General features: G+C 58.4%; 14 protein-coding genes. 4 read left to right on the plus strand and 10 right to left on the minus strand.

What is annotated here, in order from left to right; all coding sequences use genetic code 11:
- The first annotated feature begins 7 nt into the window (after positions 1-7).
- Positions 8-565 carry a hypoxanthine phosphoribosyltransferase gene (locus HQL56_06025; protein MBF0309064.1) on the plus strand — a complete coding sequence of 186 codons (558 nt, stop codon included), beginning with the start codon at positions 8-10 and terminating at the stop codon, positions 563-565.
- A 366-nt stretch (positions 566-931) separates the two neighbouring features.
- Here HQL56_06025 and HQL56_06030 read toward each other — a convergent pair whose 3' ends face one another.
- From HQL56_06030 to gatC, 4 genes are all read right to left on the minus strand, one after another.
- On the minus strand, positions 932-1,186 hold the full coding sequence (locus tag HQL56_06030; protein ID MBF0309065.1) for a hypothetical protein: 255 nt from the start codon (positions 1,184-1,186) through the stop codon (positions 932-934).
- 362 nt (positions 1,187-1,548) lie between these two features.
- Positions 1,549-3,000, minus strand: a complete 1,452-nt coding sequence (gene gatB, locus HQL56_06035; GenBank protein ID MBF0309066.1) for an Asp-tRNA(Asn)/Glu-tRNA(Gln) amidotransferase subunit GatB — start codon at positions 2,998-3,000, stop codon at positions 1,549-1,551.
- The gene (gene gatA / locus HQL56_06040) at positions 2,997-4,475 is read right to left on the minus strand and encodes an Asp-tRNA(Asn)/Glu-tRNA(Gln) amidotransferase subunit GatA (protein MBF0309067.1); all 1,479 of its coding nucleotides are present in this window, start codon (positions 4,473-4,475) and stop codon (positions 2,997-2,999) included. Before gatA ends, gatB begins: the two co-directional genes overlap by 4 nt.
- A 395-nt stretch (positions 4,476-4,870) precedes the next feature.
- Complete coding sequence (gene gatC / locus HQL56_06045) at positions 4,871-5,158, minus strand: Asp-tRNA(Asn)/Glu-tRNA(Gln) amidotransferase subunit GatC (GenBank protein ID MBF0309068.1); 288 nt, start codon at positions 5,156-5,158, stop codon at positions 4,871-4,873.
- A gap of 133 nt (positions 5,159-5,291) precedes the next feature.
- Between gatC and HQL56_06050 the strand changes: the two genes are divergently transcribed.
- Positions 5,292-5,600: a cytosolic protein gene (locus HQL56_06050; GenBank protein ID MBF0309069.1), complete on the plus strand. Its 309-nt coding sequence runs from the start codon at positions 5,292-5,294 to the stop codon at positions 5,598-5,600.
- A gap of 271 nt (positions 5,601-5,871) precedes the next feature.
- Here the strand turns inward: HQL56_06050 and HQL56_06055 are convergent, their stop codons facing one another.
- The 3 genes from HQL56_06055 to HQL56_06065 form a co-directional block, all read right to left on the minus strand.
- Positions 5,872-6,204: a nucleotidyltransferase domain-containing protein gene (locus tag HQL56_06055; GenBank protein ID MBF0309070.1), complete on the minus strand. Its 333-nt coding sequence runs from the start codon at positions 6,202-6,204 to the stop codon at positions 5,872-5,874.
- Between the two features lie 93 nt (positions 6,205-6,297).
- Complete coding sequence (locus tag HQL56_06060) at positions 6,298-6,786, minus strand: DUF4411 family protein (GenBank protein ID MBF0309071.1); 489 nt, start codon at positions 6,784-6,786, stop codon at positions 6,298-6,300.
- Complete coding sequence (locus tag HQL56_06065) at positions 6,783-7,937, minus strand: ImmA/IrrE family metallo-endopeptidase (GenBank protein ID MBF0309072.1); 1,155 nt, start codon at positions 7,935-7,937, stop codon at positions 6,783-6,785. Before HQL56_06065 ends, HQL56_06060 begins: the two co-directional genes overlap by 4 nt.
- A gap of 438 nt (positions 7,938-8,375) precedes the next feature.
- Here HQL56_06065 and HQL56_06070 point away from each other — a divergent pair, with 438 nt between their 5' ends.
- Positions 8,376-9,011, plus strand: coding sequence for a CBS domain-containing protein (locus HQL56_06070; protein MBF0309073.1), 636 nt, complete (start codon positions 8,376-8,378; stop codon positions 9,009-9,011).
- A gap of 550 nt (positions 9,012-9,561) precedes the next feature.
- Here the strand turns inward: HQL56_06070 and HQL56_06075 are convergent.
- The 3 genes from HQL56_06075 to HQL56_06085 are packed head-to-tail and all read right to left on the minus strand — an operon-like array spanning position 9,562 to position 11,844.
- A complete protein-coding gene (locus HQL56_06075) occupies positions 9,562-10,158 on the minus strand; it encodes an electron transport complex subunit E (GenBank protein MBF0309074.1) in 597 nt (198 codons plus the stop codon).
- Positions 10,155-10,760 carry an electron transport complex subunit RsxG gene (rsxG, locus tag HQL56_06080; protein ID MBF0309075.1) on the minus strand — a complete coding sequence of 202 codons (606 nt, stop codon included), beginning with the start codon at positions 10,758-10,760 and terminating at the stop codon, positions 10,155-10,157. The genes HQL56_06075 and rsxG overlap by 4 nt, the downstream gene beginning before the upstream one ends.
- A complete protein-coding gene (locus tag HQL56_06085; protein MBF0309076.1) occupies positions 10,753-11,844 on the minus strand; it encodes an RnfABCDGE type electron transport complex subunit D in 1,092 nt (363 codons plus the stop codon). Before HQL56_06085 ends, rsxG begins: the two co-directional genes overlap by 8 nt.
- A gap of 59 nt (positions 11,845-11,903) precedes the next feature.
- On the opposite strand from HQL56_06085, the gene HQL56_06090 reads away from it, so the two are divergent.
- A partial coding sequence (locus HQL56_06090; protein MBF0309077.1) for a hypothetical protein occupies positions 11,904-12,156 on the plus strand: 253 nt, incomplete at its 3' end.

The raw sequence follows: 12,156 nt of genomic DNA on the forward strand, positions 1-12,156 counted from the left end.
GGGCGCCATGGATTCCGGATTGCGGCAACAGACACTGCTCATCGATCGGGAGCATCTGCAATCCCGCATTCAGGAGCTGGCCATCCAGATTGAGGAGGATCTCTCCAGCGAGGCGTTGCCGCTGCTGGTGGTGGTGTTGAAGGGGGGCTTTCTTTTCGGAGCCGATCTGATGCGGGCCCTTTCCCGGCCCGTGCCGGTGATCTTCGCCCATGCCCGCGCGGAAACCGAGACCTTCGTTTTCACCCGTGAGGATCTGGATCTGGTGGCGGGGCGGGATGTCATCGTGGTGGACGCCCTGATGGACACCGGCGGCAGCATGAAACGTCTGCTGGAGCTGCTGAAAGCCCAGGATCCGGCCTCGATGCGGGTGGCGGTGCTGCTGCACAAGACGGTCAGCCTGCCGACCATGGTGCCGGTGGACTACCTGGGTTTCGAGGTGCCCGACGTGCGTCTGGTGGGTTACGGGCTGGATGAAGACCAGTTGTTCCGAGGCCTGGACGCCATCTTCACCTGGTGGGAGAGCAAGGAGGCCAGGGCTTTTCCGGCGGAAGATGGGATGTTGTAGAAACGACGCGGTTGTTCCGGAGTTGTTTTCAGTCTGTAGAGGGAGTTGCAAAACTCCCGCAACCAAGCGGGGGGGGGAAATATTTTAAATTCTTTGACTTTCAATATGTTATCTTTTAAATATCAAAAAAAGAAAATATTCTATCTTTGACTTTTTCAGTCATCATTTAGTTAGATCGTCATGGCCCATTGCTTCGCGGTTCGTAACTATTCAGATATACGGGGGTTCGGGGGGGGATTATCCCCCCCGACGGGTCCAGGGCAGCGCCCTGGGACGTTTTCCTTTCGCTGTTGACACGATCATGCTGTGCCAGGCAGGAACCTGAATAGTTACTGGCAATGCAGCTATCCAGATAGACCATCCGGTTCAATCCCACGCTTCTCTCTCCGCCGCGATCTGCTGGTCGATCTCTTGCGCCGAAAGGCGCGCTTCGGGACTTAAGCGGTGTTTCTGAAGAAAAGCCACTATTTCCGCCGCGTTGCCCGAAGCAACGGGTTGAACTTCCGGGTCGTCCAAGGGTTCAAGAATGGTCAGAACCCCGCGATGCCTGCCTTGCAAGACCAGCGGCTCCTGAAGGTGAACCTGGCCTTCCCGAATTTCGACGGCATAAGAGTGGATCATGACCTTCCCCGTAACGCATGGCGGGAGGTGAAAAGACAAAGGTAACATACAGCAGGACTGCCCTAAGGCCATCTGGTGGGGAATCCATCCGAACCACTGTATAGATACCAGTTGGAAAAGATGAAAGTCAAAGGATAGAACATTTCCTTTTTTTGATACTTAAAGGAAAAAGCGGGTAACTGTTCAGAGCCCTGTTCAGTACAGCATGATGGTGTCAACCGCGAAAGGAAACGTCCCAGGGGTGCCCCCTGGACCCCGTGGGGTTGGACGTCAACGAAAAAGTCCCAGGGCGCTGCCCTGGACCCGCCGGGGGGGATAATCCCCCCCGGACCCCCGTATATCGGAACAGATACGGCTCTTGATCAGCCCTTCAACTTCTCCGTCAGCAGCGTGTTGAGCAATCCCGGATTGGCCTGCCCCTTGGTGGCTTTCATCACCTGGCCCACCAGAAAACCCATCACCTGGGTCTTGCCGGCGCGATACTGCGCCACCTGGGCGGGATTGGCCGCCAGAACGGCGTCGATGGCCGCCGCAATGGCCCCCTGATCCGAAACCTGGGCCAGACCCTGCTCCGCCACAATGGCCTCCGGTTCGCCCCCGGAAGCACACATCTGCCCGAATACCTGCTTGGCCATCTTGCCGGAAATGGTCCCCTCTAGCACCATGATCAGCAGTCGCGCCAACTGCGTGGATGAAACCGGGGAGTCGCCGATCTCCAGTCCCGAGCGGTTCAAATATCCCAGCAGATCCCCCATCACCCAGTTGGCCACCCCCTTGGGATCCTGAAAACCCGCCTCCCGCAAGACGCCCAGCGCCGTTTCGAAGTAGTCCGCCAGCTCCATCGCCGCCGTCAATACCCCGGCATCGTAGCCGGACAAGCCGTAATCCGCCTCGAAACGCGCCCGACGCTGCTCCGGCAACTCGGGAAGAGCGGCGCGAATCTTGGCGATGCGCTCCTCCGTCAACAACAACGGCGGCAGATCCGGCTCCGGGAAATAGCGGTAGTCGTGGGCCTCCTCCTTGCTGCGCATGGAACGGGTTTCGCCCTTGTTGGCGTCCCACAGGCGGGTCTCCTGCACGATGCTGCCGCCATCCTCCACGATCTCGATGTGGCGTTCCATCTCCCAGGCGATGGCGCGTTGCACGTTGCGAATGGAGTTGAGATTCTTGATCTCGCAACGGGTGCCGAAGGTCGTGGCCCCCTTGGGGCGAATGGAGACGTTGGCGTCGCACCGCAACGAACCCTGCTCCATGTTGCCGTCGCACACCCCCAGACAGCGCAACAGCGCCCGCAGCTTCTTCAGATAGAGCCCCGCCTCCTCGGCGCTGCGCAGATCGGGTTCCGAAACGATCTCCATCAACGGCACCCCGGTACGATTCAAATCGACCCAGGAGGCCCCCGGAATGCCCTCGTGAAGGCTTTTCCCGGCATCAACCTCCATGTGGATGCGGGTGATGCCGATGCGTCGCCGCCGCCCCTGCTCGTCCTCGATCTCCAGATGACCGCCGAGTACGATGGGCAGCTCGTATTGGGTAATCTGGTAGCCCGCCGGCAGATCGGGATAGAAGTAGTTCTTGCGGGAGTACTCGGAGACGGTGCGCACCTCCCCCTCTATGGCCAGACCGGTGCGCACGGCGAACTCCACCGCCTGCCGGTTGAGTACCGGCAACACGCCGGGAAAGGCGGCGCAAACGGGGCAGACCTGGGTGTTGGCCTCCGCGCCGAAGCGGGTGGAGCAGCCGCAGAAGATCTTGGAGGCGGTGAGCATCTGGGCGTGGACTTCGAGTCCGATGACAACCTCGTAGGCGCTCATGACGCGGCTCCGTTGGCGACAGGTTGGGGACGGCGACGGTGCCAGTCGCTGTTCCGCTGAAAGGCGTGGCCGGTTTGGAACAGCACCTCTTCACCCAACGGCGGGCCGATGAGCTGCATACCCACCGGCAGTCGGCCCTCATGCAAACCGCAGGGCAGGGAGAGGGCCGGCAGACCCGCCAGATTGACGTTGATGGTGAAGATGTCGGAAAGGTACATCGCCACCGGGTCGTCGGTTTTCTCCCCCAGGCGGAAGGCCACGTCGGGCGCGGTGGGGGTCAGCAGAACGTCCACCTCGCGGAAGGCGGCGGCGAAATCGTCGGCGATCAGGCGGCGCACCTTCTGCGCTTTGCGGTAGAAGGCGTCGTAGTAGCCGGAGGAGAGGACGTAGGTGCCCAGCATGATGCGCCGTTTGACCTCGGCACCGAAACCTTCGGCGCGGGAGCGGCAGTAGAGATCGGCAAGATCCCGGGGTTGCTGGCAGCGATAACCGAACTTGACGCCGTCGTAACGCGCCAGGTTGGAGGAGGCCTCCGCCGGGGCCAGAATGTAATAGGTCTGAATGGCGTAACTGGTATGGGGCAGGGAGACGGGCACCAGTTCCGCACCCAGTCTCCGGAACAGCTCCTGGGCCTCGTGCAACGGGTTGCGAATCGCATCGGTCAGTTCGGCGGGGAAATACTCCTTCGGCAGACCGATCTTCAGTCCTTTGACGGAGCGTTCGAGGCTGTCGGCGTAACGGGGCGGATCCTCGGGGATGCTGGTGGCGTCCAGGGGGTCGTGGCCGGCCATGGTTTGCAGCAGCAGGGCGGCGTCCTCGACGCTACGGGTCATGGGACCGGCCTGGTCCAGGGAGGAGGCGAAGGCCACCATGCCGTAGCGGGAGACGCGCCCGTAGGTGGGTTTGAGGCCGGTGATGCCGTTGAGGGCGGCGGGCTGGCGGATGGAGCCGCCGGTATCGGTTCCGGTGGCCCCGAGGGCCAGACCTGCCGCCACCGCCACCGCCGAACCGCCGGAAGAGCCGCCGGGGGTGCGTTCCGGATCCCAGGGATTGCGGGTCGGTCCGAAATGGGAGGTTTCGGTGGAGGAGCCCATGGCGAACTCGTCCATGTTGGTTTTGCCCAGCAGCACCGCGCCCGCCTGCCGCAGGCGGCGGGTCACCGTCGATTCGTAGGGCGACAGGAAGCCTTTCAACATGCGGGATCCGCAGGTGGTGGGCATGTCGGTGGTGCAGAAGATATCCTTGATGGCCAGGGGCAGGCCGGTCAGGGGGGGTGCGTCGCCCTTGGCCAGTTGCTGGTCGGCCTGTTCGGCGGCGGCCAGGGCCTGGGGTTCGGCCACGGTGATGAAGGCGTTCAGGGTGGCGTCTTGTTGGCGGATGGCCTCCAGACAGGCACGGGTCAGCTCCGTCGCGGAGAGGGAGCGATCAGCCAGCAGGCGGGCGGCTTCGGTCAGGGAGAGATGGACGGGGTTCAAGGCGGAATATTCCTTTCAATACGTTGCCTTTAAGTATCAAAAAAAGAAAATGTTCTGTCTTTTGACGTTATCCTTTGAATTTCAAAATATTTTTGAAAGACAACACAAAAAGTCAAAACATTTCCGTAACTATTCAGACCCCTGCACGGTGCAGCATGATCATGTCAACGGCGAAAGGAAAAGTCCCAGGGGTGCCCCCTGGACCCCATGGGGTCGGAAGTCAACAGCAAACGGAAGAGTCCCAGGGCGCTGCCCTGGACCCGTCGGGGGGGGATAATCCCCCTCGAACCCCCGTATATCTGAATAGTTACAACATTTTTTTAAAAGACAACACAAAAAGTCAAAACATTTCCTTTTTTTGATACTTTAAAAGATTAAAAGGACGGTTTCGTCGATTATTCAATAATTTTGGGAACCCGGAAATGGCCTTCTTCCGCTTCCGGCGCGTTGGCCAGCAGGGCGTCGCGGTTGTTGCCGTTGGTCACCACGTCGTCCCGTTCCGGCATTCTCACGGCCACGGCGTGGGACATGGGCGGTACGCCGTCCGTCGGCAGTTGGTTCAGCTCTTCCATCAGTTGCAGGATTCGGCTGAGTTGTCCGCTGTAGAGGGTCTCCTCTTCGGGGGTGATGGCCAGACGCGCCAGGGAGGCGACGTGACGAACCTGTTGGACATCGAGCGACATGGCGGCACCCGTTCGGAAAGGGGGTCGATACCGGCAGACCTTTGCCTGCGACGGGAAAGAATCTAACATGGTCCGGTTCCAGGCGGAAGACAAGACCTTCAGACGCGGTTTCTTTGCAAGGGGGGGAAAACCCATGGTGCGGGCCTATCTGATTTTTGGCGGCAACGGGCCGATTCTGGTGGTGACCCAGCACCACGAGGGGTTGCAGAGCGAACGGGCGCGTTTTCATCTGGAAAACAAGGGCATTCGCAAATACATCGCCTTCGAAGTGCCGCTTTCCAGGGCTCGCGAAATCTACGGCTCCCGGCTCGATACGGCGGTGGAGCGACTGGTTTCGCCCAGCGACATCCGCGTGGTCGACATGAACGGCGACCACGTTTTCGCCAACTTCAACTTCAACGAAATGGGCGAGCCGGTGTTCGTGGATGGGACCAGTGATTGAGGGGAGCGGAATTTCGGAGAAAGGATGCTTGAGAAAGTCGCAAGAGGCTCCGAATCCGCCTGGGGTATCAGGAATCTTTTGACTTTCAATATGTTGTCTTCTAAGTATCAAAAAAAGGAAATGTTCTGTCCTTTGACTTTGCAGTTATCATTCGTCGAGATTGTCTTGTCCCGCATTTTCGCGGTTGGCTCATCCCCATCATTGTGGAATCAATACAATAATCCAGCGATTCCAGTCTTATCCTGGATCAAGTCAATCGTTTTGCAAGGACTCACAACCGCTCATACAGCCTCTTCCCTTCCCTCAGGGCGTGCCAGACCACATGGTCGAAGACCTCTCCCAGGCGGGTGAACTCCTCTTCCGAAAAGACGAGGATGTCCTTGGCCACGCGAAAGCGGGAGAGGACTTTCCAGAGGCGGGTGGCTTCGGCGCGGCGGCTGTGGTGGGGGCCGAAGGGGGTCTCTTCCACGATCAGCAGGTCGATATCCGAATCGGCGCGATGGGTGTTCGTGGATCGGGAGCCGAAGAGCAGGATGCGTGTCGGATCGACCTCCCGCACGATCTCCCGGACCATTTCCTGAAGCAGGAATTCATCGATTTTCATGGTTCGGATGCGTTGCTTGAGTGAAACTTTCTTTTCGAGTGGCATCGCCCACTCCATCTTGATGGATAGGGAAGAGTCTTTCGGAAAATCGTCCTATCTGTTCAACGTTGCCATAAAGCGAATTCCCACTCTTTTCAGGAACTCGAACTCATCGATCCATTCGACCCCCATGCTCTCGCAAACATTGGGAATGCGAACCTTTTTTGGTGATTTGTCTTCGTAAGTCTCCTTGGTGACGACCACAGCATTTTCGGCCATGGCGTGGGCCACGACCCATGGGTCGGCGGCGGAGCGGCTGGTTCCCTCCTGAATCAGTCGCTGGTTCTTTTCCGTTTGAAAAATTTCTATAACACATTCTTGGACTGCATCGTCAATTTTATGAAATAAATGTGGTCGCGCTTCGACCCACTGATTCAGGGCGTCCTCCACCCGAACCAGCTCTCGTTTGACCTCTTCCGGTGCAAAAATGACCCCTTCTTGGGCGAGTTGATCTAGAATTTCCCAATATTCAGGTGCAAAATGGGGTGCATAATGTTTGTTCCAGGCTTCAATAAAAATGTTGCTGTCGAGGCAGTATTTCATTTCCGGTTTGTCCCACTTCCCAAGGGGAGTCTCAGCAGCTTGGCCTGGCTCGGAAGATGGTTTAACTTCAGATTAAGCAATCGGGATGTATCACGACCGGAAAGCTCACCTCGGCCATAGGCGGAAATTACCGCACGGGAGAAGGCGCGGCCATTGCTGTTCAGTTTCATCGGATGGTAAACCGGCGGGCTGTTATCCGATTCCTTCCTTCTTTCTGATTCGGCACGCTTTTCGTGAAGCCACTCTTCGCGAAACCGCTTGACGAGGGCCGTTGCTACCTGGCGGCTGATTCGATCCCCGTGAAGAAGACGATAAACAATCACCTCTCGGCTGACTTTGAAGTGGTTGGCAGTCAGTAAAATTTGCTTTTCTATCGATTCAATCGGGTCCCCAATCTTCCAGGCAACGGAAAAAAGCTCCCAGGGAACCAGGAGTTCGGCGGCGACACGGTTGCAAAAGGTTTCGATGCGATCATTGGGTGGGGAAAGGTCATTATTTTCAAGGTTGGATACGCCAGAATTTCCCAGCCAAAGATGAACCAGTTCGTGACCTAGCGTAAACAGCCGGGCTGTTGGGGAATCCTGGGCATTCAGAAATATAAAGGGAGCCAGTTTGTCGGCCAGAACGAACCCTCGCGCAACCTGCGCAGGAATGTGTTGCCCTGACATGGAGCCAGCCTGAATGATAAAAACTCCGGCCTCTTCCGTGTTGGTTATCAGAAAGGAAAGCGCTTCCTCATTGGAAGATGCGTGGCTGATATCGTCCGGAACCATATTCAGGGTTTGCCGGATTCGTGTTGCCAGCTCAACGGGATCATCCGAAGGACGTGCAGATCCCACAAATTCAAGGGGGTCAATGCCGACTTCCTGCTGATATTCCTTAATCCATTGTTGTTTTTCTTGAGTTTGTCGAATCAGGAAGGCCAATTCCGGTGAAAATTCTTCGGATTCTCCAAAAGGAAGGCGGCGATAGTCCCGAATGCTGGAAAAGTCCGAAGGCGGTGCAGGAAAATAAAATATCGCAAGAGGTCGTTTGTAAACTTCGGCCAGTTTCCGAATTTGAGGGAGAGAAGGCCTTATTTCTCCGCTTTCCCAAGCTCTCAGGGTTTCGACGCGATATCCAGTTCTCCCGGAAGCTTCCGTAATATCCATCCGGGCCGTTTCCCGGGCCCATAACAATATGTTCGGATTGATGTGAGCTTCCAGTTTGCCCATGTGCGGTTTGAAATAACAGTCCTGAGTTAATGAGCATTGAATTTACAAGATGCATAACCTGCATTGAGAAATGCTAATTGACTAAAGCGATGCATGCAAGACAAATTTTATATATATTTGATAATATTAAAGATGTGTGTTGCTGCTCAATATAACAATAATAGTCGAGAATAGATATCAGTGTATACATAAAAGGCATGAGGAAGCGATTCCACGGATTGGGAAGATCCTTGGCTGGGAAATTGGAAGGATCCGGAGATTGGCGTTCCTTCCGGCTCTACTGGGGAATTCGTTTGACCGGTGGCGAGGGGGGGTGTCATCATGAGGGCGAGGCGTCGGATGTGTGAGGCGCAAGCTACCTGAAAGGAGTTGGCGATGTCCAAGTCCACGAGTGAAGCGGAGTGTCGGGGTCGTTTGACGTTGGAGGATTGTCGGCGGGCTTTGGCGGTGCGGGAGGTATTCACCAGCGTCATTACCGCAGAGGATTTGATGTCGCTTTATGAGACGGCCACGGGATTTGCGCAGGTTCGCTGTATCGAGGCCATTGCGGTGGAGCGGGTGATGAGTCGGGAGGTGGTGACCATTGCGCCCGAGATGGCGTTGGTGGAGGCGGCGGCGGTGATGTTGGAGCGGCACATCAGTGGGTTGCCGGTGGTGGGGGAGAACGGGCGGTTGCTGGGGGTGTTGGCGGAGGCGGATTTACTGAAGGCCATTGGCATACCGTGTCATCATCCGACGGTGACGTTGTGGGAGTCGCTGGAGCATTTGTTTGTGCATCGGGCTGGAATGCAGGGGTTTCGGGGGCGGGTGCGGGATCATATGAGTGTGCCGGTGATCACGGTGGAGGCGGGGGCGACGTTGGAAGCGGCGGTGGACTTGATGAAGAAGAAGCAGATCAAGCGGTTGATGGTGGTGGATGAGGCGGGGCAGTTGGTGGGGGTGGTGACCCGTTCGGACATCATCCGGGTATTTCTGACCCAGGCCAGAGAATTGGCGGAGCAACCCGTTTAGTCCTTTAAAGTTGCAAAAAGGGTTGGGGGAGTCTGAGGGGGAGCTCCGCTGCCCCCTCAGGACTTTTCCTTTAGTCCTTTGTCCTCTGTCCTTTGCCGGGTCGAAGCCTTAAAGAAGAATACCCAACCCCGATCCCGCGCCAAACTCGGGTCGAGCTTCGACCCGGCCGGAGGGGGCCAGGGGAGGGTCTCATCCTCCCCATCCTTAGAACTTGCCAAATGCGCCGAAGCCGGGGTTTGCCGAACCGTGGCTTTCGGAACGAAGGCGTCTTATCCGGCGTTTGCAGCGGTTGGCGAGTTTAAAGATGGGGAGGATGAGACCCTCCCCTGGCCCCCTCCGGCCGGGTCGAAGCTTTCATAACGTACAGTACAGGTTCCGGGTTCGGTATTCTTCTTTAGGGCTTCGACCCGGCAAAGGCCAAAGGCAAAACCCTGAGGGGGCAGCGGAGCTCCCCCTCAGACTCCCCCAACCCTTTTTGCAACTTTAAGAACAAAAAAGCCCAATGAAAGATTTTCATTGGGCTTTTTTGTAAGATCCTCGGGCTATGAGATCAGGCAGACTTCCGGCTCAACCACTTGAAAAGGATCAGCAACCCCGCCAAGGCCAGAAACGCCCCCGGCGGCATGATGAAGGCAATCGCCGGATGATAGGCGGACCCGAAGAGATCGAACCCGAAAATCTGTCCCGACCCCAAAATCTCCCGAACCCCGCCCAACAGGGTGATCGCTACCGTAAAACCCAACCCGGAAGCCAACCCATCCACCATGGAACTCAGTACCGTGTTCTTGAAGGCATAGGCCTCGGCCCGCCCCAGAATGATGCAGTTGACCACGATCAACGGAATGTACAAGCCCAACACCTTGTGCAAATCGTGCACAAAAGCGTTCATCAACAGATCGATCACCGTCACGAAGGCGGCGATCAACACGATGAAGGCCGGAATGCGCACATCGTTGGGAATGAACTTCCGCACCCCGGCGATGGCCATGTTGGATCCCACCAGAACCGCCGTGGTGGCGATGCCCATGCCCACGCCGTTGATGGCGCTGGTGGAAACCCCCAGCAAGGGACACATGCCCAGAAACTGCACGAAGATGGGGTTGTTGTTCCAAATACCGTCGACGAATACTTTGCGGGATTCGCTCATGATCCACTCCGTGCGGCAAAGATGGTCTCGCGGTTGGCATTGTAATACTCCAAACCCCGTTTGACCGCATTGACGATGGCGCGTGGCGTGATGGTGGCCCCGGCGAACTGGTCGAAATCACCCCCGTCCTTCTTCACCGCCCAGTTGGCGTTCATCAGGTTCTTGCCCTTGAAGAACTCCAGCCAGGAAGGCACCTTGACCACTTTGTCACCCAAACCGGGCGTCTCGGCGTGAGAGACGATCTGCACCCCCTGGACGACGCCATCGTGGGACAGACAAACCAGCACGTCGATGTTGCCCGAATAGCCGTCCGGCGCGGAGACCATGAAAACCGTGGCCAGATTCTTCTCGCCGTTGCGGGCCCGATAGAAGAGAACCGGCTTCTCCTTGCGGTTGAGCCGCTTGTCGGCCAGGGAGATGGTGTCTTCCACCGGGTTGTTGGTGAAGCCCTTGGGCAACAACTGCTCCAGAGCCCGCAAGGTCTCCTCCCGCTTGGCCGCCGCGATGGGCCCCTGGGTGATGGCGTCGGTCTGGGCCAGAATGGCCGTGGCCAGCACACTCATGATGGTCAAAACCAATCCCATGCGAAGGTATTCAGGCATTGGCGGCTCCTCCTGCCTTGACTTTGCGGGTCTGGCCATAGATGGCGGGCCGGGTGTACTGGTCGATCAACGGAACGGCGGAATTCATGATCAGAATGGCGAAGGAGACCCCCTCGGGATAGCCGCCCCAGGTGCGGATGATGTAGGTCAGCAGCCCGCAGCCCAACCCGAAGACGATTTGTCCCAGGGGCGTGATCGGCGAGGTGACCATGTCGGTGGCCATGAAGAAGGCCCCGATGATCAGTCCCCCCGTCAGCAGATGGAAGAGGGGATCGGGATAAAGCCCCGGATTCATCACCCAGAAGAGGGCCGCCGGGCCCAGACAGCCGGCGAACATGGCCGCCGGGATGTGCCAGGTGATGACCTTCTTGCGCAGCAGGTAGAGACCGCCCAGGGCCAGCAGAATGGCGGAGGTTTCGCCCAGGGAGCCGTTGATCATGCCGGCGGCGGCGTTGCCGTAGCTGAATCCGTAGCTGCCGAAGAGCGCCTCCTTGATGAGATGCCCCATGCCCACTTCGGTGCGGTACTGCCCCAGCGGGGTGGCCGCGGTGACCACGTCGGCCATCTGTTTGGCCATGTCGGGACCGCCGAAGATGATGGCCAAACCCTGGCTCAGGGTGAAGGCGTGGTCGCCCAGCAGCGGATTGGGCACCGGCCAGGTGGTCAGTTCCACCGGGAAGGAGATCAGCAGGAAGACCCGGGCGATGAGCGCCGGATTGAACATGTTGTAGCCCAGTCCACCGTAGAGCTGCTTGCCCAGGGCGATGGCGAAGGCCCCGCCGATGACGCAGATCCACCAGGGGGAGTGGGGCGGCAGGGTCAGAGCCAGCAGAATGCCGGTCAGAACCGCCGAGTTGTCGCCCAGGGTGGAGCTTCTGTGACGCAACCGGTTGACGATCACCTCCGTGGCCAGGCAGGAGGCCGTGGTGATCAGAATCACCAGCAGCGCCGGCCAGCCGAAGATCATGACCGAAAGGGCCGTGGCAGGCATCAGGGCCCAGATGACGGATCGCATGACGTGCGATACGGATTCTCCGCTGTGAATGTGCGGAGACGAGCTGATCAGGAGGTTGGATTGGCTCATGTCGGCATCCTGTTAGGTGTCCTCAGTCCGGTCAACCTTCTTCAGAAGAAGGCGAATCCTTGTCCTTGGCCGCACGGGCGGCTTTGGCCGCAGCCGCAGCCTTGGCGGCGGCGGCCGCTTTGGCGGCGCGAGCGGCGCGTTCCTCGGCGCTCAATCCACCGGCACGGGCCGGTGCGGCAGAGGCTTTGGGAGCGGTCGCTTTGGGAGCGGTCGCCGCCGCCACGGGAGCCGGGGCCTCCGCTGCCGGGGCCACGGGAGCCGCCGCCACGGGAGCCGGGGCCTCCGCTGCCGGGGCCACGGGAGCCGCCGCCA

The organism is Magnetococcales bacterium, from assembly GCA_015231925.1.
Classification (GTDB): domain Bacteria; phylum Pseudomonadota; class Magnetococcia; order Magnetococcales; family JADGAQ01; genus JADGAQ01.